We start from the raw sequence: 25,249 nt of genomic DNA, 5'->3' as shown, positions 1-25,249 counted from the left end.
CATGGAGTCCACAAAGTGGATTGCCGGGGTGGACAGCAAGACGAGCTCAATGAGGAGATGCAATGTCAAAGGTGAAATCCGGGGCAGCGGCCGCTTTGCAGGACGTACTGCGCGACGGCATGACGCTCGCCGTCGGCGGTTTCGGGCTCAGCGGGATCCCCGCTGACCTGATCGAGGCGGTGCGGGACTCCGGGGTGAAGGACCTGACTGTCGTCTCCAACAACATGGGCGTGGACGGCAAGGGCCTCGGGGTCCTGATCGAAGGCGGCCAGGTCCGTAAGGTCATCGCGTCCTACGTTGGGGAAAACAAGCTCTTCGCCGAGCAGTACCTCGCCGGCCAGCTGGAGGTGGAGTTCACCCCGCAGGGCACCCTTGCTGAGCGGCTGCGCGCCGGCGGCGCCGGCATCCCGGCGTTCTACACGAAGACCGGCGTGGGCACCCTCGTCGCCGAAGGCAAGCCGCTGGCGGAGTTCGACGGCGAGACCTATGTCCAGGAGCGCGCCATCAAGGCCGACGTCGCCCTGGTTCACGCCCGCACGGCCGACACCGACGGCAACCTGATCTACCGGTATACCGCGCAGAACTTCAATCCGGTGGTGGCTACCGCGGGAGCCGTGACGGTCGCCGAGGCCGAAGTGATCGTCGAGCCCGGCCAGCTGGACCCGAACCACATCATCACCCCCGGCGTGTTCGTCCAGCGCCTGGTCCAGGCCAGCGGCCGCGTCAAGGACATCGAACAGCGCACCGTCCGCCCGCGGCCCGCAGCGGAAGCGGCGGCGGCGCAGGCCGCCTCCGCCGTCACCGTCTAATCCGGCCCGAGCGCCGCCCACCCCGGGCGCGCCGGCGTTGGCGCCCCACCCTTTGCACCCTGACTTTCCAAGGAGAACCACCATGGCCTGGACCCGAGATGAAATGGCCGCAATCGCGGCCGAAGAACTGAACGACGGCGACTACGTCAACCTTGGCATCGGCATCCCCACGCTGGTGGCCAACAACCTGCCCGACGGCGTCCGCGTTGTCCTGCAGAGCGAGAACGGCCTGCTCGGCATGGGCCCATTCCCCTTCGAGGGCGAGGAAGACGCGGACCTGATCAACGCCGGCAAGCAGACCGTCACGGTCCTGCCCGGCGGCAGCATCTTCGACTCCGCGACGTCCTTCGGCATGATCCGCGGCGGCCACGTGAAGGTCGCGATCCTCGGTGCCATGCAGGTCTCCGGTGCCGGCGACCTCGCCAACTGGACCATCCCCGGCAAGATGGTCAAGGGCATGGGAGGCGCCATGGACCTCGTGGCCGGCACCCCGCGCGTCGTGGTCCTGACCGAGCACAACGCCAAGGACGGCAGCGCCAAGATCGTCAAGGAATGCACGCTGCCGCTCACCGGGCTCAGCTGCGTGGACCGCATCATCAGCGACCTCGCCGTCTTCGACCTTGTGAAGAATGAACACAAAGCAGGCGGCGGGCGGAAGCTCACGCTCACGCGCCTCGCGCCCGGCGTCACCGTGGAGGAAATCCGCGAAAAAACCGAAGCCGACTTCGATGTCGCGCTCGAATTTGAAGGAGCGACGGCATGAGCCTCAAAGACCAGTTCGGCAAGGACGTCCTGCTCACCGGCTGGGGCCACAGCCGGTTCGGCAAGCTGAGCGAAGAAACCCTGGAGTCCCTGATCGTGCAGGTCGCCACCGAGGCGATCGGCAACGCCGGGATCGAGCCCGGCCAGATCGATGAGATCTACCTCGGCCAGTTCAACTCCGGCATGATGCCGCTGGCCTTCCCGTCCTCCCTCGCACTGCAGGTCTCGGATCAACTGGCCAACGTACCCTCCACTCGGGTGGAGAACGCCTGCGCCTCCGGCTCGGCCGCATTCCAGCAGGGCACCAAGTCCCTGCTTGCCGGCACCGCGAAGACCGTCCTGGTGATCGGCGCCGAAAAGATGACCCACGCCGGGGCCGACGTCGTGGGCGCGGCCCTGCTCGGCGCGGACTACGACATGGCCGGCAAGGCCTCCACCACCGGGTTCACTGGGCTCTTCGCGGAGGTCGCGAAGCACTACGGCAAGCGCTATGGCGACGGCAACGGAAAGCTCGGCGACGTCCTGGGCACCATCGCGGCGAAGAACCACCGCAACGGCGTCGACAACCCCTACGCCCAGCTCCGCAAGGACCTCGGCGAGGAGTTCTGCCGCACCGTCTCGGACAAGAACCCGATGGTGGCCGACCCGCTGCGCCGCACCGACTGCTCCCCCGTCTCCGACGGCGCCGCCGCCGTCGTCCTCTCCGTCGCCCCTACCGGCGGGGCAACCGCCCCGGTGCGGCTCGCCGGCTTCGGCCAGGCGAACGATTTCTTCCCCGCCGAGCGCCGGGACCCCACCGAATTCGCCGCCACACGCGCCTCCTGGCAGCGGGCCCTGGGGATGGCCGGCGTCGGGCTGGAGGAGCTCGACTTCGCGGAAGTCCACGACTGCTTCACCATTGCCGAACTGCTCATGTACGAGGCCATGGGGCTGACCGAACGCGGCCAGGGCGCCCGGGCGCTGGAAGAAGGCTGGGTCTTCAAGGACGGCAAGCTGCCGGTCAACGTCTCGGGCGGGCTCAAGGCCAAGGGCCACCCCGTCGGCGCCACCGGCGTCTCCCAGCACGTCATCGCCGCGATGCAGCTCACCGGGACCGCCGGCGACATGCAGCTGGCCAACCCGCGCCGGGCCGCGGTGCAGAACATGGGCGGCGTGGGCATCGCCAACTACGTCAGCGTGCTCGAAGCCCTCTAAAGCAACGCGGGGTCAGATACAGCCCATGCCGGGCGGCTTGATGGGCCGTACCTGACCCCGCGTTGCTTGTCCTCGCCTGCGTGGCCGGCATGCCACGGGACTAAACTCGTTCCCAGCCCATCCACCACAATGCGAGGAGCACCCATGCGCGCCACCATCATCCACGGTCCCGGCGACATCCGAGTCGAAGACCGCGACTACCCCACCCTCCAGCTGCCCACCGACGTCATCGTGAAGGTCACCGCCTCCTGCGTCTGCGGCTCGGACCTCTGGCCGTACCGCGGGGTCAAGCCCACCCACAAGCCGTCCGCGATCGGGCACGAGTTCATCGGAACGGTCGAAAGCATCGGCGACGACATCAAAGACCTCGCCGTGGGCGACTACGTGATCGCCCCGTTCGTGGTCAGCTGCGGCGCGTGCCCGCAGTGCCTCGACGGCGTCACGGTGGCCTGCGACCACCTCGCCGGCTGGGGCGGCAAGGATGACACCGGCCACGGGATCGACGGCGGCCAGGGCCAGGCCGTGCGCGTACCGCTCGCCGAGTCCACGCTGGTCAAGGTCCCGGGCGTCACCGACCCGGACGACGCCCTCCGCGCCAGCCTGCTCACGCTCTCAGACGTCATGGCCACCGGCCACCACGCAGCCCTCGCGGCCAAGGCCGGTCCCGGCCGGACGGTCGTGGTGGTCGGCGACGGTGCCGTCGGGCTCTGCGGCGTCCTGGCCGCCAAGCGCCTCGGCGCGGAGCGGATCATCGCCATGTCACGGCACGCCGACCGCCAGGCGATCGCCCGCGAATTCGGGGCCACGGACATCGTCGCCGAACGCGGGGACGAGGGCGTCGCCAAGGTCCGCGAACTGCTCGGCGGCGTGCTGGCCGACTCCGTGCTGGAGTGCGTGGGGACCAAGGAATCCATGGAACAGGCCCTGCACAGCGTCCGCCCGGGCGGCGCCCTCGGCTTTGTCGGCGTCCCCACCGGCGGCGCCGAAGCCCCGCTGCGCTTCCTGTTCGATACCAACATCTCGATCGGCGGCGGCATGGCCCCGGCCAGGACGTACATCCCGGAACTGCTGGCGGACGTGCTGAACGGCACCATCAATCCGGGCCGCGTGTTCGACTCGGTCATGCCGCTTGAGGAGGCACCCGAGGCCTACCGCGCGATGGACGAACGGCGCGCCATCAAGGTCCTCCTGACCCCCTAGCCGGGATCTCGACGGCGGCCGCGCTTGCACCCGCGCGGCCGCCCGCGCCGGCCTAGCTGTACTGCTAGCTCCCGCCCTTGCACGGGCAAGGACGAGGGTCTAGCGTGAAGCGCATCAGCATCCGCCGCCGTCAAGGGAGCCGTCATGGCCAGGTTCGTGCAGATCATCGAATTTCAGACCTCCCGCATTGAGGAGATCGAGCAACTCGGCCGGCCCTCCAGGACGGAGGGAACCACTGCCCCGACCTTCCGCCGCATCATGGCCACCGCAGACCGCGACCGCCCCGGAACGTACCTCACGATCGTGGAATTCGACTCCTACGAGTCGGCCATGGAGAACTCCAACCGGCCCGAGACCTCCGAATTCGCCGCGCAGATGGCCGCCCTGTGCGACGGCCCTCCGGTCTTCCGCAACCTGGATCTTATGTGGGAAGACACCGGCGAGGCCGACGCCGGCCAGTAGGCCGGCAGGCTCGCTTGGCGGAGGTGCCGCCGCGCCGCCGGACTCAGGACCCGGAGGCCGCCCGCGGCTTGAATACGTGGCGTGAACACGTGGATTGAAGACGCGGACAGGACGTGGGAGCAGGGAAATGGGTTCTGCAGATGGCAGGGCGCCGGAAAGTCTCGTCATGGATCTCAGCGCGCTGGGTTCCGCTCCCCTGCCGCTCGTGGGCGGAAAGGCCCTGAACCTCGGCAAGCTCACGGCCGCCGGATTCCGCGTACCCCGTGGATTCTGCCTCACCACGGTTGCCTACCGAAAGGCGGCCCCGGCCGAACTGGACGCGCTGGCGGCCCGGCTGGACGCCGCGCGGCCCGGCCCTTCGAACGACGACGAAACAGACAACGGCGAACCAGGCGACGGCGAACCAGGCGACGGCGGCTCCCGCCCCGGCCAGCCAGGCCGCCCCGGGTTGGCCCGGCCCGGACCGGACCTGGGCGAACTGGCCCGGCAGGCGCGGGAAATGATCGTGACCGCGCCGATTCCCGCCGACGTCGATGCCGCCCTTCGCGGCGCGTATGCCGCGCTCGGCAGCCGGGCCACAGTGGGGGTCAGGTCCTCCGCCACCGCCGAGGACCTGCCCTTCGCCAGCTTCGCCGGCCAGCAGGATTCCTTCCTGAACATCTCCGGAGCCGACGCCGTGGTCGAGTCGGTCCGGCGCTGCTGGGCCTCACTCTGGACCGAACGGGCCGTGGCCTACCGCGCCGCCAACGGGATCAGCCACCGTGAGGTGGGGCTCGCCGTCGTCGTCCAGGACCTCATCACCGCCACCAGCGCCGGCGTGCTCTTCACCGCCAATCCCGTGACGGGCACCCGGACTGAAACGGTCATCGATGCGAGCGCGGGGCCCGGCCAGGCGGTGGTCTCCGGCAGCGTGAACCCGGACCATTTCGTCGTGGATACGGCCACGGGACGCATCCTCCTCCGTTCACCGAAGGGGACGGCAGTCCGGCGGCGGCCGAGCCTGGACGACGCCCGGATCAGCGAACTCACGGCCCTCGGCGATACCGTCCAGCGGCTGTTCGGTACACCCCAGGATGTGGAATGGGTGATCGACGCAGCGGGCAGGATCTGGGTGACCCAGTCGCGGCCCATCACCACGTTGTATCCGCTGCCGGAGCCTGCGGCCGCCGAACCGCTCGGCGCGGAGGCAGGGGCCGACGCCGACCCCCGCGTCTACCTGTGCGGCACCTTGCTCCAGGGCCTGACCAGGCCCCTGACCCCCATGGGGCTCTCCGTGCTGGGCTCAATGCGGAACCGCAACGGGCCGTGGCGGTACGTCAACCCGGGATTGCGGATGTATGTCGACGTGACGCCCATGGTGCGCAACAGGTACGGCCGCCGCTACCTGCTGCGGATGCTGCCGCTGGCGGACGGCAGGTCCGGCGCGGTTTTTCCGGCACTCCTGGATGACCCGCGGTTCGGCGTGCGCAAACGGCCGTCCCGGCGGGCACGGCACGGTGCAGCGGGCAGGCTGGCCCCCCGACAGGCGGGGACTGGCAGCGGCGCAGCGGGCAATAGCGCAGGGCGCGATCCCGGAACCATGGCCGGCCTGGGCCTGACGGTCCGGCTGCTTCCGTCCCTGGCGCGGGCCGCGGTGCGGCCGTCCGCCGAACTGCGCCGCGCCTTCGATTACGGAAATCGCCTTCAATCCGAGCTTGTCCTGCCGGAGCCGGCCACCACTTTTGGCCGGCTCGATCACGCCCAGCGCATCCTGGAGAACACCGTGGACGGGCTGATCTTGGCGACGCTGCCCGGACCGTCCGTTGGGTACCTCATGCTGGCCGGGGCGCGCAGGCTGCTGCGCGGCATCGCGGCACCGCGGGAACTCGAGGCCGTGTTGCGGGGTCTGCCCAACAATGTCACCACCGAGATGGACCTCGAGCTCTGGCAACTGGCCGTCACCATCGGCGCGCATGCCGCGTCCCGGGAGGTGTTCCTGGCCCACGGGCCAAGGGAACTGGCCGCCCTGTACCAGGCCGGCTCGCTGCCCGCAGTGGCACAGACCGGCCTGCACGGGTTCCTGGACCGTTACGGCCACCGCGCCGTGGCGGAGATCGACCTTGGCATGCCGCGGTGGTCGGAGAAGCCGGACCATATCCTCGGGATGATCTCGAACTACCTTCATGTGGCCGACCCCGAGCAGGCGCCCGACCGGCAGTTCGCCCGCGCCGAGGAACATGCCGAGGCCAGGATCCGCAGCCTGGTGGAACGGACCAGGGTCCGGAGCCGGATCCGTGCCCGGCTGGTGGAATTCTGCCTGCGCCGGACCCGCCAGCTGTCCGGACTGCGCGAACTGCCCAAGTTCTACATCATCCTCGCCCTCGCGGAAATGCACCGCCAGCTCAACGCGATCGGCATCGAGCTGGCCCGGTCCGGTGCGATCGCCGCCGCGGACGATGTGTATTTCCTGGAATTCGACGAGGTCCGTGTGGGTTTGCGGGGTGCCGACCTCAAGGGCATCGTCGCGGGCCGCCGCCGGATCTACGACGTCGAACTGCGCCGGCGCCGGATTCCCCGGCTCCTGCTCTCCGACGGGACGGACGTCGAGGCGGCCGTGATGGCCAAGTCCCCCGCTTCCGGCGCCCTCGCCGGGACACCGGCGTCGGCCGGCACCGCCACCGGAACGGTCCGGGTCATCCTGGATCCGGTGGGCGCGCACCTTGAGCCCGGGGAAATCCTTGTGGCACCCTCCACCGACCCCGGCTGGACGCCGCTGTTCATGACGGCCGGCGCCCTGGTGATGGAAATGGGCGGGGTGATCTCGCACGGCGCCGTGGTGGCCCGCGAATACGGCATCCCGGCGGTGGTGGGCGTGCCGGACGCGACCACCCGTTTGCGGACCGGTGAGACCGTGACCGTGGACGGATCGGCCGGAACGGTGCGGCAGGTGGATTCCCCGCTCTCCCCTGCGACGGCCGCCGGCAGCCTGGCTGGCTGAGCGTGAACCTCCGGACCGGCCGGCGCCGGGCCTTCGAATTGCAGCGGGACCTCCGCCACGCCGCCAGCAGGGGGCTATGTTAGTTAGATGGCGTCTGCCGGCAGTAACGCACAGGGCGGCCCGGTTCCCGAGGGCTTTGGTTCGGGGCTGGTGGACGATGCCGCCCGCCGGGACGCCGCGTTGCCCGACTTCGACTGGGCCGTCCTTCCGGCAGGCGTGATGCGCGGTGAGTTCGAGGCACCGAGCGGGACCTTGGCGACGATCGCTGCCGGAGATCCCGGGAAGCCGCGCGTCCTGCTAGTCCCGGGCGCGACCGGCTCCAAGGAAGACTTCATCCTCATGCTGCCCGAGCTCGCCGCGGCCGGATACTTCGTCCTCAGCTGCGACATCGCCGGGCAGTACGAATCCGCCCAGGCCGGGCCCGAAAACCTCGTTCCGCCCCGGAATTGCTACGACTACGAGCTGTTCCGCGACGATCTCCTGGCCATGCTGGACACCGATCAAGGCGCGGTGCACGTCGTGGGGTATTCCTTCGCGGCGGTGGTTGCCCAGCTGGCGTTCGTCCAGCGGCCAGAAAAGTTCCGCAGCCTGACCCTCATCAGCTGCCCGCCGGAGCCGGGGCAGAGCCTCCGCTACGTGCGCCTGGCTGGCTGGGTCAGCTGTTGGGTCACCTCCAGGGTCGGCACCGCATTAATGATTTGGGGCATCCGCAGCAATATTGCCCGGGTGGCGCCGCAGCGGCTGCGGTTCGTCAGGAGCCGGTTCGCGTTCACGCGCCGCGCCTCGGTGGTCGACATCATCGGCCTTATGAAGCACACCCCGGATCTGCGGCGGGTGCTGGCGGCCGCGACGCTGCCAAAGCTTGTCGCAGTCGGCGAACACGACCTCTGGCCGCTGGCGTTGCACCGGAGCTTCGCGCAGTCGATCGGTGCGCGGATTTCGGTCTACCGCGCGGGCCACAGCCCGTCCGAGACCTCGCCGTACCAGATCAGCCGGGACCTGATTGCGCTCTTCGACGCCACCGTCTCGGCCTGACGAAAGCGGCCGGCCGGGACGAAGACCCCCGTCAGACCCTTGCACCGCGGCCCGTCGCACCGTACGTTGGGGACAGCGGACGAATGTCTCCGCAGCCGTTGGCCTTATGGCCGCCGGAGATCAGCAGCATTTCAGAAGGATAAAGGCATGGCTACAGGCACAGTTAAATGGTTCAACGCCGAAAAGGGTTTTGGCTTCATTGCCCCGGATGACGGGTCGGCCGACGTTTTCGCCCACTACTCGGCAATCGCTACCAGCGGCTACCGTTCGCTGGACGAGAACCAGAAGGTTGAATTCGACGTCACGCAGGGCCCGAAGGGCCCGCAGGCTGAGAACATCCGCCCGCTCTAAGTACTCCGGAAAAAGCCCCGGCCGCCTGGCCGGGACACTTTCCCCGAAGACCACAACGCCCCTCCGGAGGATTCCTCCGGAGGGGCGTTTGTGTTCGAGGCGCTTGTGTTCGAGGCACTTGTGGCCTTGCGCCTGCCGCCGGGCGCGGTCTCAGCCGACGTGGACCCATGGACGCCGGGTGACGTCCGGCTCGGCCTCCCGCAGCACTTCGCGCGTCACCGGGGCGATCTCGCCTTCGCCGAAAGCCAGGAACCGCAGGAGGTTGGTGAACGGGTTTCCCTCCGTCCAGCGGAAGTAGATGTGCGGCATCAGTCCGGTGACGTCGCGGATGTGCAGCAGCACGGAGGCGATCGTGTTCGGAACAACTGGCCCGTGGACCTCCAGGATCTGGTACCCGTGCCGGCTGACCCCGCGGACCTCGAGCGCGGTCTCGAAGTCCGAGGAGTCGTCCACGACGACTTCGAGGAACAGTGCCTGGGAGTCCAGCGGGAGGTGGCTGACCTCGATCGCGGACGTGAGCTTGTCCAGGTACGCCTGGGCAGTGAGACGCAGCGGCTCGTGGGCGATGATCGCGATGGGGCCGGATTCATTGGCGGCCAGGAATTCCAGGGCCGGGGTGTCCATCCGCACATGCGTGGCATGGAGCTCGAAGGAGCGCCGGATGCGCGAGAGCAGGGAGATCACGATGATCCCGATGATAAAGAACGCGGCGATCCGGATGCCTTCGGGCCGCTCGAAGATGTTGACCACCGTGGTGTAGATGAACACGACGGCAATGATGCCGAACCCGATGGTGCGCTTGCGCTGCTGTCGGCCGCGCGCGGACAACGTCACGGCAATCGCCGCCGACGTCATCAGGACCAGGACACCGGTGGCGTAGGCACCGCCCTGGGCATCGACGTCGGCGTCGAACAGCCAGGTGATCACGAACCCCACCAGCGTGAACACCAGGACCAGCGGCCTGACCGCGCGGGCCCATTCCGGGGCCATGCCGTACCGGGGCAGATAGCGCGGCACGAGGTTCAGCAGCCCGGCCATGGCGGAGGCGCCGGCGAACCACAGGATGGCAATGGTGCTCAGGTCATAGACGGTGCCGAATCCGTTTCCCAGGTATTCGTGCGCGAGATAGGCCAGGGCACGCCCGTTCGCCTGCCCGCCCGGCTGGAACTCCTGCGCCGGGATCAGCACCACCGTGGTGAAGCTTGTGGTGACGAGGAACGCGCTCATGATGAGGGCCGCCGTCGTCAGCAGCCGGCGTGCACCCTTGATCCGGCCCTCAGGGTTCTCCTCGGTGTCCTTGACGTGGCCGCGGATCTGCGGCATCACGGCGACGCCGGTCTCGAAGCCGGACAGGCCCAGGGCCAGCTTGGGGAAGACGAGCAGCGCGATGCCCACCACCATCAGCGGGCTCCCGTGCTGGGTGGTCAGGGCCAGCCACCAGTTGTCGACCGCCACCGGGTGCTGCAGGACCTCGATGATCGTTGTTATGACCACGACGACGTTCAGCCCGAGGTAAATGCCCACCAGGACGACGGCGACGCCGATCGCCTCCTTGAAGCCGCGCAGGAACACGGCAGCGAGCAGGGCCAGGAAGACCAGCGTGACCGCGACGTTCTGGCCTTGGATCCAGTCGGGGGCGAACGGGTTCTCGATCGCGTGCGCTGTCGCGTCCGCGGCAGAAAGCGTCATGGTGATCATGAAGTCGGTGGCGGCGAAACCCAGCAGCACCAGGACGAGCAGTTTCCCGCCCCACCGCGGCAGCAGCCGCTCCAGCATGGCGATGGACCCTTCGCCGCGCGGACTTTCGCCGGCCACCCGGCGGTACACCGGCAGTGCGCCCAGCAAGGTCACGGCGACCAGGACCAGGGTGGCCAGCGGCGAAATCACGCCGGCCGCGAGCGCGGCGATGGCGGGCTGGTAGCCCAGCGTGGAGAAGTAGTCCACGCCGGTCAGGCACATGACCTGCCACCATGTGTGTTTCTTCAGGTGGCTGTCGCTCACGGCCCCGGGCCCCTGGTGGATTCCCTTGGCGTCCTGGAGGCCGAACAGCAGCCAGTTCTTGAAGTGCTCCCCGGCGTCGGGCCGCGGCGCCGAAGGGTCTGCCGGTGGCCGGCTGAGGGTAGTCATGTAGTCCTTTCCAGGCGACGCATCGCGCCGCTTCCGTCCGCGAGAGTACCAGCGCACGCAGACGTCACGACCGTCCGGCCAACAATCCTGATGGTTCCTTAACGCCCACGGCGAGCCGCCACATTAAGAGAACGCAAATTTATGGCCTGCCGGCATATGGAAAGCATTAAGGACCGTCCCGAGGGGCGTCGCCGGTGATGTTATGAAGCAAGGGGACGCTGCAGCCACGGTGGCCGCAATCCGATCCCCAGCAGGAGCCAAACAGCATGAACACCACGTCCCGGCCGGCACAGGACACGCCCGACCTTCCGGCCGGTGCCGGTATTGCCCGGGATTTCGTCGTCATCGATGACAGCGGGGACTTTTCCTATCACCGGTCGGAACAGGATCTGCTGGCGGCGTTTGAGTACGTCGGGGAAGCCGCGTGCATCCTCGATCGCAGCGGCAGCGCCTACCGCCTCGCCCTGGATCCGAACCGTCATCTGGTCCTCGGGCCCTCCCGCGGCCAAGTGGAATTCCATTGGCTCCGCCACGCATGGCTGGACGCACAAGGCGCGCATCCCGAGGGGCATCGGCTCCGCCGCTTCTACCCCGCCACCAGGGACGAAGTGGTCTCGGACCTGTTCGAAACCCTCGCCCTGGAACGCGGGACAGCCCCGGCCGGGGGCGCCTGGTCTCTCGACATCGACGGCCTTGCCTCGCACCCGTCCGGCATCGAGGACATCGACGTCCAGCTCCGGCGCCAAGACGTGCTGGCGCATGCCCACGTGACAGACCCGTTCGGACACCTCTACCGGCCCGCACGGCACCGCAGGCACTGGTATCTGCCGGCTGCCGCCGGTTTCATCCTCTACATCGAAATCCCCGCCCCCGCCGCAGCCCGCTGAGACCGGTGCCGCCGCCGGCGGGCCGGTGTTAAAGATCCGTCAAGATCGGCCCCGGGGCGGGAGCCGCTCCCGGCTCCGGTGTTATCGTCGGCAGTAAACACGATGGTGGGCATCGCGCGGAGAGGCATAGATGACCACGATGAGCAGGCCGCCTTCGGATCCCTCAGCGGCACGGCCGGGAGCCGGGGACAACTTCAGGAAATGGCTGCTGTTCGGCCTGCAGGACGCCAAGGGTATCCATCAGGGGCCCGGGGCCGTGAGCGACAGCCACCTGAAGAAGCACTCGTGGTGGCAGGTCATGTGCCTGACCGGCGTCGATTACTTCTCCACGCTGGGCTACCAGCCGGCCATTGCGGCCCTGGCCGCGGGCGTGATTTCGCCGCTGGCCACGCTGGTCCTGGTTGCCGTGACCTTGTTCGGCGCACTGCCGGTATACCGCCGGGTGGCCGGCGAAAGCCACCGCGGCGAGGGATCCATCGCCATGCTGGAGCGGCTGATGCCGCGGTGGGGCGGGAAACTGCTCGTCCTGGTGTTGCTGGGGTTCGCGGCTACCGACTTCATGATCACCATGACGCTTTCTGCCGCGGACGCGACCGCGCACGCGCTCGAGAACCCGTTCGCCCCCGCCTGGATGCAGGGCCAGAACGTCGCGGTCACGCTGTTCCTGCTGGCTCTGCTCGCCGCCGTGTTCCTGCGCGGTTTCAAGGAGGCCATCGGCGTCGCCGTCGTCCTGGTGGGCATTTACCTGGGCCTGAACGTCGTCGTGGTAGTCACGACAATATTCGAAACATTGACCCACCCAGTTGCCGTGGACGACTGGTGGCTGGCCCTGACCACCCAGCACGGGAGCCCGCTGATGGTGGTGGGCATCGCGCTGCTCGTCTTCCCCAAGCTGGCCCTGGGCCTGTCCGGCTTCGAGACCGGCGTGGCCGTGATGCCGCAGATCCAGGGACGCCCCGGTGACACGGAAGAGAAACCGGCAGGCCGAATCGACGGTGCCCGCCGGCTGCTGACAACTGCCGCCGTCATCATGAGTGCCTTCCTGATCACGACCAGCTTCACCACGGTGGTCCTGATCCCAGCGCAGGACTTCGAACCCGGCGGCCCGGCGAACGGCCGCGCCCTGGCCTACCTCGCGCACGAATACCTGGGAAACGGATTCGGCACCGTCTACGATCTGAGCACCATCGCCATCCTGTGGTTCGCCGGCGCCTCCGCCATGGCCGGGCTGCTGAACCTCGTGCCGCGCTACCTGCCCCGGTACGGCATGGCCCCCGGGTGGGCAAGGGCCGTGCGCCCGCTGGTCCTGGTGTTCACCCTGGTGGGGTTCCTGATCACCTGGCTGTTCGACGCCGACGTCGACGCCCAGGGCGGCGCTTACGCCACAGGCGTCCTGGTCCTGATGACCTCCGCCGCGGTGGCGGTGGCACTGTCCGCCCGGCGCGGGAAACAGCGCAAACGCACTATCGGGTTTGGCGTCATCGCCGTCGTGTTCATCTACACCACGGTGGCCAACATCATCGAACGGCCCGAAGGCATCCGGATCGCCGCGTTCTTCATCGGGGGCATCATCGTGATCTCCCTGCTTTCCCGCATCCGGCGCTCCTTCGAACTCCACGCGACCCATGTCCACATGGACCGGAAGGCATTGGAGTTCATGTCCGCCAACCTGGAAGGTCCGATCGCCATCATCGCCCACGAGCCGTTGCGGCTGAGCCCTGAAGCCTACCTGGACAAGCTCACGTCCGCGATCGAGGTCAGCCACCTCCCCGTGGACTACCAGGCGCTGTTCCTCGAAGTCGTCGTGGACGACTCCTCGGACTTCGAGACCGCGCTCGAGGTCCGCGGGGTCACCCGGCACGGGTACCAGATCCTGGAGGTCCACGGACCTGTTGTGCCGAACACGATCGCCTCGGTGCTGCTGCATATCCGCGATGTCACGGGTCTGATGCCGCACATCTACTTCCGCTGGACCGAAGGCAACCCGGTCACCAACCTGCTGCGGTTCCTGGCCTTCGGCGAAGGCGAAATCGCACCGGTCACGCGCGAAGTGCTGCGCGAGGCGGAGCCGGACGTCACGCGGCGGCCCTGGGTCCACGTCGGCTAATGGCCGCGGGACGGCGCGCTTTCCGCGCCCGTTAAGACTGCGTCAAGATCGGCCGTCCGGGCGTTAAGAAACCATCAGGAACCGGTTATTTCGCTCTTGGCAGGGATTGACTTTCAGTAGCCCCGCAAACGGGGCGCGGATGAAAGGAACCTGCAATGGCCGACCTGGCTGTTATCGGAATCCTCATGGTGTCCATGGGGTTCGTCATGTGGATCGGCCACGTCCTGGCCGGAATGGTCGGCAGTGCCGATGACCGGCCGGAGAGCGGCAAGTGAGCGCCGACGCGATCATGTGGCTCGTTCTGTTGCTGGCCGGGTTGTGCCTCTTCGGCTACCTGCTGGCCGTCCTGATCCACCCGGAAAAGTGGTGAGCGGATCATGACGTTCAACGCTGCATCCTTTGCTGCCCAGGTGGCGGCCCTCCTCATCGTTCTGGCGGCCGTGCACAAGCCCCTGGGCATCTACCTGGCCCGGGTTTTCGAGGGCAAAACGTCATCCCGGCCCGAGCGCCTCTTCTACCGGCTGGCTGGGGTCGACGCCGACACCGAGCAGACTTGGTCCGTCTACCTGCGCAGCGTCCTGGCGTTCTCGGCCGTGTCCATTCTGGCCGTGTTCGGCCTCCAGCGGCTGCAGGGCGTCCTGCCGGGCAGCGGATCCCTGCCCGGCGTGGATCCTTGGGTGGCCATGAACACGGCCATTTCGTTCGTGACCAACACGAACTGGCAGACCTATGTACCGGAGACCACGGTAGGCATCTTTGTGCAGATGGCCCTGCTTGCGGTGCAGAACTTCCTTTCTGCCGCCGTCGGGATCGTCGTCGTTATCGCCCTGATCCGAGGCATCGCCCGGACCCGCACCGACCGGCTGGGCAACTTCTGGGTGGACCTGGCCCGGACCTCGTTCCGGGTCCTGTTGCCGATCGCGTTCGTCGCGGCTGTGGTGATGGTCCTCGGCGGTGTGGTGCAGAACTTCTGGCCTACGGACGTCGTCAACCAGGCGTCCGGGGTCAGCCAGACCATTCCCGGCGGTCCCGTCGCCTCCCAGGAAGCCATCAAGATCCTGGGAACCAACGGCGGCGGCTACTTCAATGCCAACTCGGCCCACCCGTTCGAAAACCCCAACGCCTTCATCAGTCTTTTTGAGGTGTTCCTGATTCTGCTCATCCCCTCGGCGTTGCCTTACGCCTACGGCCGGATGGTGGGCGACCAGAAGCAGGGCTATACGGTGGTCGCCGTGATGGGCACCCTGTGGCTGGCTTCGATTTCGCTGATGGGTTGGGCCGTGGCTGCCGGGCAGGGAACGGCGACAGCGGCCGCCAGCGGATTGGGCGAGGGGTTTGAACAGCGCTTCGGCCCCGTGCCAAGCGCGATCTTCGCTACCTCCACCACTCTGACCTCCACCGGCGCCGTCAACGTCGCCCACGATTCGCTGCCGCCGCTGGCCGGCGGAATAGCCATGGTGAACATGATGCTCGGCGAGGTCGCTCCCGGCGGAACCGGTTCCGGGCTCTACGGCCTGCTGATCCTGTCGATCATTTCCGTCTTCATCGCAGGTCTCATGGTCGGGCGCACCCCGGAGTATTTGGGCAAGAAGATCGGCCCGACGGAAATGAAGCTCGCCGCCATGTACATCCTGGTCACCCCGACCCTGGTGCTGGCCCTGTCCGGAATCACCGTCCTGCTGCCGGACATCATGGCCAACGCGCCAGCAACCGGTCCCCACCAGTTCAGCGAAGTGCTCTACGCCTTCACGTCCGGGGCCAACAACAACGGCTCCGCGTTTGGTGGCATCACCACCTCCGGCCCCTTCATGTCGGTCATGATGGGCCTGGGCATGCTGCTGGGCCGGCTCCTCCCGATTGTCCTGGTGCTGGCCCTGGCCGGCTCCCTCGCCCGTCAGGGCAAGGTTCCCGCCTCCGCCGGCACCGTCCCCACCCACGGCCCACTGTTCGGCTCGCTGCTGCTCGGCGTGACAGTGATCATGACCGCCCTGAGCTACTTCCCGGCCCTTGCCCTCGGACCCCTCGCAGAAGGACTCCTCAAATGACCCGGTCTCACACGGCATTAGCCACGGACACCGACGCCCAGACCTACGCCGACGGCAACCCCCTCGGCACCCCCGGCGAACACAAGCACCACACCAAGGCCCCGGCAAAACTCACGTTCGCGTCCGTCCTCGCGGCCCTGCCGCTCGCGGTCCGCAAACTCTCCCCGCGGCAGATGATCCATTCCCCGGTCATGTTCACCGTGCTGGTGGGGGCTGGCCTGTGCACGGCGATCTCCCTGTACCGGCCGTCGGTGTTCGGCATCGCGGTCACAGCCTGGCTGTGGCTCACCGTCCTCTTTGGCACGTTGTCCGAATCCATCGCCGAGGGCCGGGGCAAAGCCCAGGCCGACAGCCTCCGCGCCAGTCGCAAAGGCGTCCAGGCCCGGCTCCGCCAGCCCAACGGCACCACCCGGGACGTGCCCGGCACGGAGCTGCGTCTCAATGATGTGGTGATCTGCGAGGCCGGGGACGTCATCCCCTCGGACGGCGAAATCATCGAAGGCCTGGCGAGCGTCGACGAATCGACCATCACCGGCGAATCAGCCCCGGTGATCCGCGAATCCGGCGGTGACCGGTCCTCCGTCACCGGCGGCACGAGGGTCCTCTCGGACCGGATTGTCATCCGCATCACGGCCGAGCCTGGACAGACGTTCATCGACCGGATGATCAAGCTGGTGGAGGGCGCCGTGCGGCAGAAGACTCCCAACGAAATCGCGCTGCACGTCCTGCTGGTGTCCCTGACCATCGTGTTCCTGGCCGTGACGATGTCTCTGGCACCGTTCGCCGCCCTGGCCGGCGCCACGCCGTCTCCGATCGTGCTTGTCGCCCTGCTGGTCTGCCTGATCCCAACCACCATCGGGGCCCTGGTCCCTGCGATCGGCATCGCCGGCATGGACCGCCTGGTCCAGCACAATGTGCTGGCGACCTCCGGCCGTGCCGTGGAGACCGCCGGGGACATCACCACACTGTTGTTGGACAAGACCGGAACTATTACCTACGGCAACCGCCGCGCCGTCAATTTCTTCCCCGCCAGCCATGTGGAGCGGACCCGGATGATCGAAGCGGCCCGGGTCTGCAGTCTGGCCGATGAAACCCCCGAGGGACGCTCTATCCTGGACCTCGCCGCGGACAAGGGCGTGACCGGGTCCGATCTGGCCACACTTGAACGCTCCTCCGGCAATTTTGCCGTGGTCCCCTTCAGCGCCAGCACCCGCATGAGCGGCCTGGACCTTGACGGCCGGCAGATCCGCAAAGGCGCTGCCACCACGGTGGCGGCATTCGTTGCCGACTTCGGCGGGCACACCCCGGCGGAGGTCGACCACCGGGTACAGGAAATCTCGGCCCAGGGCGGCACCCCCCTGCTGGTCGCCCAGGTGGACAAGGACGGCCGGGCGGACATCCTGGGAACCATCCACCTCGCCGACGTCGTCAAACCCGGCATGCACGCCCGCTTCGCCGAACTGCGGCAAATGGGCATCCGGACCGTCATGATCACCGGCGACAACCCCATCACCGCCAAGGCCATCGCCGCCGAGGCCGGCGTCGATGACTTCCTGGCCGAAGCAACCCCGGAGGACAAGCTCGCGGTCATCAAAAAGGAACAGGCCGCAGGCCGGCTCGTGGCCATGACCGGTGACGGCACCAACGACGCCCCGGCCCTGGCCGCGGCGGACGTCGGCGTCGCCATGAACTCCGGAACCCCGGCCGCGAAGGACGCCGCGAACATGGTCGACCTCGACTCCGACCCCACCAAACTCATCAACATCGTCGGCATCGGCAAGCAGCTGCTCATCACCCGCGGCGCCCTGACCACCTTCTCTGTCGCCAACGACGTCGCCAAGTACTTCGCGATCGTCCCGGCCCTCTTCACCGCAGCCTTCCCCGGGCTCGGACTGCTGAACATCATGGGCCTGGCCACCCCGGCCTCAGCCATCCTGTCCGCAGTGATCTTCAACGCCCTCATCATCATCGCCCTGGTGCCGCTGGCTCTGCGCGGGGTCAAATACCGTGCCGTCTCCGCCAACCAGGCGCTGGCGCGGAACCTGCTGATCTACGGGCTCGGCGGCCTGATCGCACCATTCATCGGCATCAAAATCATCGACCTCATGATTTCCCTCATCCCCGGAATCGGCTAGGAACACCCCCATGAACGCACTCACCGGCTACCTCCGCCAGGCCGGCACCGCACTGCGGTTCCTGCTCTTTGCCACACTGGCCCTCGGCGTCGCCTACCCGCTGGCCGTTTTCGGCATCGCACAGCTCATCGCGCCATATCAGGCGAACGGCTCCATCATCAAGGACGCCGCCGGCGACCCGGCCGCGTCTGCCTTGATCGCCCAGTCATCCGCTAACGACGCCGGCGCTCAGGACCCGCGCTGGTTTCACCCCCGGCCCTCGGCCGTGAAGTGGGACCCGGCGTCGTCCTCGGCCACCAACTTCGGGCCCAACGATCCGAAACTGCTCGAGGCCGTCGCCGCGAACCGGGCCGCCGTCGCCGCCGCTGAAGGCGTGGATGCGGCAGCGGTGCCGGCCGACGCGGTGACGGCCAGCGGTTCCGGACTGGACCCGGACATTTCACCCGAGTACGCCAAACTGCAGCTTGCGCGGGTGGCAGCAGCGAACGGCCTGAGCACTGACGCCGTTGCGTCCCTGGTGGAGCAGCACACCAGCAGTGGGTTAGTCGCGTTTCTCGGCCAGCCGTCGGTCAACGTGACTGCCCTCAACCTCGCCGTGGCGGCGGCCGCGCTGCCGTCGCAGCCGGCACAATCCAAGTGAGAGAATGACGGCATGGCACGTGGAACGCTGCGGATCTTCCTGGGCGCCGCGCCGGGTGTGGGCAAGACCTACGAGATGCTCGAAGAGGCCCACCGGCTCGGCAAGCGCGGCGAGGACGTCGTCGTCGCGTTCGCCATGGACCACGGCCGCAGCGAGACAGGGGCGCTGCTGGAGGGACTCGAAGTCATTCCACCGCGGAAGCTGCCCTACCGGGACACGGAGTTCGAGGAAATGGACCTCGACGCTGTCCTGGCCCGGGCGCCAGGGACCGCGATCGTGGACGAATACGCCCACTCCAACATCCCCGGCAGCGGCAATCCCAAGCGCTGGCAGGACGTCGATGCGCTTCTGGATGCCGGCATCAACGTGCTCTCCACCGTCAACGTCCAGCATCTGGCGTCCCTGGGCGACGTTGTCAGCGCCATCACCGATGTCCACCAGGCGGAGACGGTGCCGGACGCCGTCGTCCGGAAGGCGGACCAGATCCACCTCGTGGACATCTCCCCCGAGCTGCTCCGCCAGCGCCTGGGCGACGGCAAGATCTACGCTGCCGACAAGATCGACGCCGCCCTCTCGAACTATTTCCGCCTGGGCAACCTCACGGCATTGCGTGAACTGGCTTTGCTGTGGCTCGCCGACCGGGTGGACGAGGGCGTGGCCAAGTACCGGGCCGAACAGGGCATCGACGAAAGCTGGCCGGCCCGGGAACGCATCGTGGTCGGGCTGACCGGCAGCCCCGAAGGAGAAGTCCTGATCCGCCGCGGGGCCAGGATCCTCAACCGCGTCAGCGGTGGGGACCTGCTGGCGGTCCACGTCCGGTCCGCCGATGGCCTCGCCGAGGAGTCGCCCCAGGCGCTGGAAGCCCAGCGCCGCCTGATCCTGGACCTGGGCGGCAGCTACCACATCGTGACCGGCGAGGATCCGGCTGCCGCGCTCCTGGACTTCGCCCGCAGCGTCAACGCCACCCAGATCGTCGTCGGCATCTCGCGGCACAAAAAGCTCGCCGGCCTGGTCGGAAATTTGCTCGGCGGCGGGGTCGGCACCCGGGTGGTCCGCGATTCCGGCGACATCGACGTCCACATGGTCTCCCATCCGCTCGGCGGCCGGGGAACCCGCCCGCCACGGCAGCGGGACCTTGGCCGCATCCGGGTGGCCGCCGGGTTCGGTCTTGCTGTGCTGCTCCCGGTGGTCCTGCAACTCCTGCTGTCGCTCTTGAATCCGGAACAGAATGTGGCTGCGGCCATGCTGGTCCAGCTCACCGGCTCGGTGGCGGTGGCGTTGATCGGCGGGTTGTGGCCGGCCATCCTGGCCGCACTGTGGAGCAGCCTCCTGGTGAACTACTTTTCGACCCCGCCGCTGGGCAACCTCACCATCAGCGATCCCCAGAATTTCCTGGCGCTGCTGGTGTTTGTAGGCGTCTCGGCCGCCGTCGCCCTTGTGGTCGACCTATCGGCCCGCCGCTCCAAGGAAGCCGCGCGGGCCCGCGCCGAAGCCACGACGCTCGGTGACCTGACGCGCAGTGCCGCCGGCTCGGAGGACACGGTCCAGGCATTGCTGGAACAAGCCCTGAGCGTCTTCCAGGTCCGTGGTGCTGCTGTTTTCAGCCTGGGCTACGGCCTCGCGGACGGCGACAGCGGAGCCAGCCCGGACCGGCAGTGGCGTCTCCAGGCCGCCGTAGGTGAAATTCCTGCCCTGTCCGCTGACGGGACCGGAAGCGATGCCGCCGGCGACAACGTCGAAGAAATCGACGCCTCCACGCGCCTGGTGCTGTTCGGACGAATTCTGCCCGCAAGCGACCGGCGCCTTCTGGGGGCGTTCGGGGTTCATCTGGCAGCGCAGCTGGAACGACAGCAGCTGGTGGCGAGCCGGCGGGAGATGCTGCGCCTGGCCGAGAGCAACACGATGCGCACCTCCATCCTCCGGGCCGTTTCCCACGACCTGCGCACGCCCCTGGCCGGGATCAAGCTGGCCGTCGGCGGACTTCGGCACGACGACGTCCATTTCACCAAGGAAGAGGAGAAGGAGCTGCTGGCTACGATAGAGGAGTGTTCGGACAGGTTGGACGCGCTGGTCGGCAATCTGCTGGACATGTCCCGGATCACGTCGGATGCCGTCAATCCCCTGCTCAAACCCGTGCGCTGGTATGAGGTCATCCAGGGTTCCCTGAGCGCCGTCCCCGCGGGGAGGGTGCGGGTGGACCTGCCTCCAAACATGCCGGAGATTGAAGCCGACCCTGGAATGCTGGAGCGGGTGATTGCGAACATCGTCGAGAACGCCGTGAAATATGCCCCCGACTCGGACATCGTCCTGGTCGGGGCGGCCGGCGGGCTGAGCCCGGCGACTCTCGGGGGGCGTCCTGCCGGCGAGCTGCGGATCATCGATCACGGCCGGGGAATCCCTGCGGAGAGTGTCCTGGAAATGTTCCGGCCATTCCAGCGGCTCGACGACGCCCCGCAGGCCACTGGGATCGGGCTCGGGCTTGCGGTAGCGAAAGGGTTCACGGACGCCATGGGTGGGAGCCTGACCGCGGAAGCTACACCGGGAGGAGGGCTGACGATGATTATCCGGCTGCCGTTGTCGACGGGGACCCCGTATGACGGGCACCGGGCCCAGGCCCCGTTCGAGCCCCGCTCGCTGGTGGCGCGCCGTGGTCATGCGCTGCCCGTCACGTCCGGACCGGACGCAGCATGACGGCGGTCCTCGTCGTCGACGACGACCCGCATCTGCTCAGGGCCCTCCGGATCACGCTCCAGGCCAACGGCTACGCCGTCACCACCGCCGTCGACGGGACCTCAGCACTGCTGGCGGCCACTCAGAACCCGCTCTCACTCATCATTCTGGACCTCGGCCTGCCTGACATTGACGGGACCAGCGTCCTCAAGGAGCTGCGCGGCTTCAGCAGCGTGCCGGTTCTGGTGCTGTCCGCCCGACACGGCTCCGAGGACAAAGTTGAGGCGCTCGACGCCGGCGCGGATGACTACATCACCAAACCGTTCGGCCTGGACGAGCTCCTGGCCCGGCTGCGGGCCCTGCTGCGCCGCAGCGTCGAACCGGAACACGAATCAGTGGTCAGGACCGATGCCTTCACCGTGGACCTTGCCAAGCACCGGGTGACCAGGGACCACGAGGACGTCCGGCTGACCCCCACGGAATGGAAGATTCTGGAGGTTCTGGTCCGCAATCCGGAAAAGCTCATCACCCAGCAGCAGCTGCTCTCCAGGGTCTGGGGTCCGGCCTACGCCAAGGAGACCAACTACCTCCGGGTTTACATGGCGCAGCTGCGGCGCAAGCTGGAGCCGGATACCGCCAGCCCGCGCCACCTGCTCACCGAGGCCGGCATCGGCTACAGGTTCATGCCCTGAGTCCCGCTGACACGCTGGCGGTCGATGACACTGACGTTTCCCTCCAGGCAACCCGGCCATGGATACTGGGGCAATGACTAATCGCAGCCCGCTCAACAGGGACGATGCCGGTCCGTCGCCACTGCCTGAGATCCCGGCGCAGCTGCGGGCCGTCCTGAACGGAATTCCGGCACTCGTGGGCTATTGGGACACGGGACTCCGCAACCGCCTGGCCAACGACGCCTACTGCGAGTGGTTCGGTTTCGCACCCCAGCAGCTTCACGGCATGCATGTCCGGGACGTGCTCGGCGAGACCGTCCTGGAGGCCAACCTGCCGCACATCGAGGGAGCGCTCGCCGGGAAGCGGCAGCAGTTCGACCGGACGCTGGTGGATGCCGCGGGCCAGTCCCGCTTCACCGAGGTGACCTACACCCCCGATACCCAGGACGGCGCGGTGCAGGGCTTCTTCGTCCTGGTCACGGACATCACCGAGCGTGTCCTGGCCGACCGGCGCCGGCAACGGGACATGGACCGGTACCGCGCCCTGGCGCGGAGCGTCCCCGGCGTCTTCGTCCTCCTCTTCGACGCCGAGCTGCGCTACCTGATCGCCGAAGGCCAGGAGCTGGAGACCTTCGGCTACCGCAGGGAAGAGCTCGAAGGCCAGCGCATCCAGGACGTGCTCAAGGGCAATCTCGCCAGCGAGCTCGAGCCGCGCTACCTCGCTGCCCTTGCCGGCCGCAAGGTGTCCTGGAGCCGGCAGATCGGCCACCGCACCTACCGGCTGAACGCCGGGCCGGTCTACTCCGACGACGAGGCCGCGGCCGGCATGGTGGTGGCGGTTGATATCACCGAGCGCCTGCAGCAGCAAAAAGTTTGGGAGGCTTTGCACGAGATAGCCACCCAAGTTGCCCGCAACGCGGCCCCCGCAGCCATCTCCGAGCGGGTCGCCGCGATTGTCCGCGACCTGTTCAACGTCGATTCCGCCGCCGTCGTCCGTTTCACGGGCGCATCCTCGGCGGAAATCGTCGCCATGGCGCCGACGCTGCCGCCGACGCTGAGCCGGCGGCAGATCTTCGCCCCGACGGACGAGTCGGCCACTGTCCGGGTGGCCGTGACCGGCAAGCCGGCCCTGGTTCGCTACCGGGCGGAAGGTGGACAGGCAGCGGAGCAGATGCGCGCCGGCGGCTTCCAGTCCGCGGCGGCGGCGCCGATCCGGGTCCGCGGCAGCCTGTGGGGCGCCGTGAGCCTGACGTCGAAGTCGCGCACCGGGGTCACTGAGGCGATGATGGAGCGGCTGGCCCAGTTCGCGGAGCTCGTCGAGATCGCCATCGGCAACACGGAGGCCCGGACCGACCTCGAACAGCAGGCCACTACCGATGCCCTCAGTGGCTTGCCCAACCGGCGGGCCCTGGAACGGCACCTCGCCGAGCATGTTGCGCAGTCCCGGACCCGCGGGACAAGCCTGAGTGCCGTCGTCCTGGATATCGACCACTTCAAGAGGGTCAACGACACTCACGGCCACCTGACGGGCGACGTGGTCCTGGCGGAGGTCGCGGCCAGGCTCCGGGCGGTCGCCCGCGCCGAGGAGATCGTGGCCCGATTCGGCGGCGAGGAGTTCGTGTGGCTGCTCCCGGAGACGGACGGTGCCGAGGCCCTGAGCGCCGCCGAACGCGCCCGCAAGGCCATCGCGTCCGAACCGTTCGGGGAGGTTGGTTTCCTGACGATCTCCGCCGGAGTCTGCGAGCAAAGCGACGCCGCGGCCGGCTCGCTCCTGGACTGCGCGGACCGGGCCCTGTACGAGGCCAAGAACGGCGGCCGCAACCGCACGTCCCGCTACGGCCACGCCAGCCCGGCGATTCAGCCTGCCCCGGCCGGGCCGGCACGGAACAGCCCGGCACAGAACGGGCCGGCACGGAGCGGCCAGGCGCGGGACGGCGCTGACACACTCGGAGCCTAGATGTACTGAGCCATCAGGTTGGTGACACCCGGGTGATGGGTGTGGTTCCGATGCCGGTGTGGATGCGTTCAGTGTTGTAGTGCTGGAGCCAGGGCGCAAGTGCGGCTTGGCGGTGGTTGCTGCTGGTGAAGATCTGCCGGTAGGCCCATTCGGTTTGCAGGGTCCGGTTGAAGCGTTCGGCTTTGCCGTTGGTCCAGGGGCAGTGGGGCTTGATGAAGCGCTGAACGGCGCCGAGATCTGCGACTGCCTGACGGAACGCTGTGGAGTTGCGGTAGGCGAAGGCGTTGTCGGTGATGACGCGTTCGATTCCTTGGATGCCGTGCCCGGCGAAGTAGCCCGCGGCGCGGGTGAGGAACCCGGCCGCGGTGGCGCCCTTCTCGTCGGGGAGGACCTCGGCGTAGCCGATGCGGGTGTGGTCATCGATCGCGACGTGGACGTAGTCGTAACCGATCCCGCGTCCCTTGACCTGCTCCGAGCGGCCGTGGGCCCGCCAGCCGCCACCTTCCGGGATGCGGCCGAGCTTCTTGACGTCCAGGTGGACCAGTTCCCCGGGCCGTGCCCGTTCGTACCGCTTCGCCGTGGTCCGGGCGGCGCGGATCGGGGCGCCGGTCAGCGGATCGCAGTCCGCCAGCCGCGGGACCCCGTGCCGGTGCAGGACCCGGGATACGGTCCGGGCCGGGACGCCGGTGAACGCAGCGATCCTCAGCGGCCCGAACCGTAACGACCGCCGGGCGTCCAGGACGGCTTGCTCACGGTCGGGACTCGTCCGGGCCGGTGATGACCTCGGCCGGCTCGAACGGTCCCGAAGCCCGGCTGCGCCCTCGGCGCGGAAGCGTCTGACCCACCGGTACGCGGTCTGCCGGGACACGCCCAGCTCCGCAGCGATATGGGCGACCGGGCGGCCGGCAGCCACCCGGTCAACGATCAGGAGTCTTCCATGAACCGTCAGCCGGGCATTAGCGTGGGACACGAGGACCTCCGAGCGCAAAGTGTGTGAACTAGACAGCTCCACTTAGCCCGGAGGTCCTCCTCGTTTTCAAGCCCTACATGTCAACAACGTCCCGGCGCAGTACACCTGATATGTAGGAGTTCTTTGTCAAGAGGGCAAGGGTGAGCGGTCCAAGGCTGGTTTGTCTTGGACCGCTCTTTGTGTCCGTTCCCTGTCTGGCCCGGGCGGCCGGCGCGTCGTGATCGACGGCGCTGTCAGACTGATATGCGCG

Annotated in this window: 19 protein-coding genes; 17 read left to right on the top strand and 2 right to left on the bottom strand. The window is 68.0% G+C overall.

The window, feature by feature from the left end:
* Nucleotides 1–62 precede the first annotated feature (62 nt).
* The 8 genes from AC1DFR_RS20355 to AC1DFR_RS20320 all read left to right on the top strand — a co-directional run bounded on the left by AC1DFR_RS20355 (nt 63) and on the right by AC1DFR_RS20320 (nt 8,790).
* Nucleotides 63–809 (top strand): CoA transferase subunit A, encoded by a 747-nt coding sequence (locus AC1DFR_RS20355; RefSeq protein WP_476874323.1) that lies wholly within the window; start codon nt 63–65, stop codon nt 807–809.
* A gap of 82 nt (nt 810–891) precedes the next feature.
* Nucleotides 892–1,572, top strand: a complete 681-nt coding sequence (locus tag AC1DFR_RS20350) for a CoA transferase subunit B (protein WP_230008949.1) — start codon at nt 892–894, stop codon at nt 1,570–1,572.
* Nucleotides 1,569–2,765 (top strand): acetyl-CoA acetyltransferase, encoded by a 1,197-nt coding sequence (locus tag AC1DFR_RS20345; RefSeq protein ID WP_476874322.1) that lies wholly within the window; start codon nt 1,569–1,571, stop codon nt 2,763–2,765. The genes AC1DFR_RS20350 and AC1DFR_RS20345 overlap by 4 nt, the downstream gene beginning before the upstream one ends.
* A 144-nt stretch (nt 2,766–2,909) precedes the next feature.
* Nucleotides 2,910–3,965, top strand: a complete 1,056-nt coding sequence (locus AC1DFR_RS20340) for a zinc-dependent alcohol dehydrogenase family protein (protein WP_476851828.1) — start codon at nt 2,910–2,912, stop codon at nt 3,963–3,965.
* 144 nt (nt 3,966–4,109) lie between these two features.
* Nucleotides 4,110–4,427, top strand: coding sequence for a hypothetical protein (locus AC1DFR_RS20335; protein WP_079552423.1), 318 nt, complete (start codon nt 4,110–4,112; stop codon nt 4,425–4,427).
* Nucleotides 4,428–4,593: 166 nt separating this feature from the next.
* Complete coding sequence (locus tag AC1DFR_RS20330; protein ID WP_476874321.1) at nt 4,594–7,404, top strand: PEP/pyruvate-binding domain-containing protein; 2,811 nt, start codon at nt 4,594–4,596, stop codon at nt 7,402–7,404.
* Between the two features lie 87 nt (nt 7,405–7,491).
* On the top strand, nt 7,492–8,439 hold the full coding sequence (locus AC1DFR_RS20325) for an alpha/beta fold hydrolase (RefSeq protein ID WP_476872366.1): 948 nt from the start codon (nt 7,492–7,494) through the stop codon (nt 8,437–8,439).
* 147 nt (nt 8,440–8,586) lie between these two features.
* Nucleotides 8,587–8,790 (top strand): cold-shock protein, encoded by a 204-nt coding sequence (locus tag AC1DFR_RS20320; protein ID WP_009357211.1) that lies wholly within the window; start codon nt 8,587–8,589, stop codon nt 8,788–8,790.
* A 150-nt stretch (nt 8,791–8,940) separates the two neighbouring features.
* Here the strand turns inward: AC1DFR_RS20320 and AC1DFR_RS20315 are convergent, their stop codons facing one another.
* On the bottom strand, nt 8,941–10,917 hold the full coding sequence (locus tag AC1DFR_RS20315; protein WP_476874320.1) for an APC family permease: 1,977 nt from the start codon (nt 10,915–10,917) through the stop codon (nt 8,941–8,943).
* A gap of 266 nt (nt 10,918–11,183) precedes the next feature.
* Here AC1DFR_RS20315 and AC1DFR_RS20310 point away from each other — a divergent pair, with 266 nt between their 5' ends.
* The 9 genes from AC1DFR_RS20310 (at nt 11,184) to AC1DFR_RS20270 (ending at nt 24,029) form a co-directional block, all read left to right on the top strand.
* On the top strand, nt 11,184–11,804 hold the full coding sequence (locus AC1DFR_RS20310; RefSeq protein ID WP_476872402.1) for a hypothetical protein: 621 nt from the start codon (nt 11,184–11,186) through the stop codon (nt 11,802–11,804).
* 130 nt (nt 11,805–11,934) lie between these two features.
* On the top strand, nt 11,935–13,911 hold the full coding sequence (locus tag AC1DFR_RS20305) for an APC family permease (protein ID WP_476874319.1): 1,977 nt from the start codon (nt 11,935–11,937) through the stop codon (nt 13,909–13,911).
* Between the two features lie 271 nt (nt 13,912–14,182).
* Entirely contained in the window at nt 14,183–14,281 is a 99-nt protein-coding gene (locus AC1DFR_RS20300; protein WP_344361134.1) for a potassium-transporting ATPase subunit F, read from the top strand.
* A 7-nt stretch (nt 14,282–14,288) separates the two neighbouring features.
* The gene (gene kdpA, locus AC1DFR_RS20295; protein WP_476851792.1) at nt 14,289–15,956 is read left to right on the top strand and encodes a potassium-transporting ATPase subunit KdpA; all 1,668 of its coding nucleotides are present in this window, start codon (nt 14,289–14,291) and stop codon (nt 15,954–15,956) included.
* Nucleotides 15,953–18,091: a potassium-transporting ATPase subunit KdpB gene (gene kdpB / locus AC1DFR_RS20290; protein ID WP_476874318.1), complete on the top strand. Its 2,139-nt coding sequence runs from the start codon at nt 15,953–15,955 to the stop codon at nt 18,089–18,091. The genes kdpA and kdpB overlap by 4 nt, the downstream gene beginning before the upstream one ends.
* A gap of 10 nt (nt 18,092–18,101) precedes the next feature.
* Nucleotides 18,102–18,731: a K(+)-transporting ATPase subunit C gene (gene kdpC / locus AC1DFR_RS20285; RefSeq protein WP_476874317.1), complete on the top strand. Its 630-nt coding sequence runs from the start codon at nt 18,102–18,104 to the stop codon at nt 18,729–18,731.
* Nucleotides 18,732–18,743: 12 nt separating this feature from the next.
* On the top strand, nt 18,744–21,422 hold the full coding sequence (locus AC1DFR_RS20280) for a DUF4118 domain-containing protein (RefSeq protein ID WP_476874316.1): 2,679 nt from the start codon (nt 18,744–18,746) through the stop codon (nt 21,420–21,422).
* Entirely contained in the window at nt 21,419–22,093 is a 675-nt protein-coding gene (locus AC1DFR_RS20275; RefSeq protein WP_230008106.1) for a response regulator, read from the top strand. Before AC1DFR_RS20280 ends, AC1DFR_RS20275 begins: the two co-directional genes overlap by 4 nt.
* 73 nt (nt 22,094–22,166) lie before the next feature.
* On the top strand, nt 22,167–24,029 hold the full coding sequence (locus AC1DFR_RS20270; protein WP_476874315.1) for a sensor domain-containing diguanylate cyclase: 1,863 nt from the start codon (nt 22,167–22,169) through the stop codon (nt 24,027–24,029).
* A gap of 13 nt (nt 24,030–24,042) precedes the next feature.
* On the opposite strand, the gene AC1DFR_RS20265 is transcribed toward AC1DFR_RS20270, so the two are convergent.
* Nucleotides 24,043–24,999 carry an IS481 family transposase gene (locus tag AC1DFR_RS20265; protein ID WP_476874314.1) on the bottom strand — a complete coding sequence of 319 codons (957 nt, stop codon included), beginning with the start codon at nt 24,997–24,999 and terminating at the stop codon, nt 24,043–24,045.
* Between the last annotated feature and the right edge of the window lie 250 nt (nt 25,000–25,249).

The organism is Arthrobacter sp. 05T410 (genome assembly GCF_056396505.1).
Note: the sequence above shows the minus strand (reverse complement) of the source record. Positions and strands in the feature narration are given on the sequence as shown.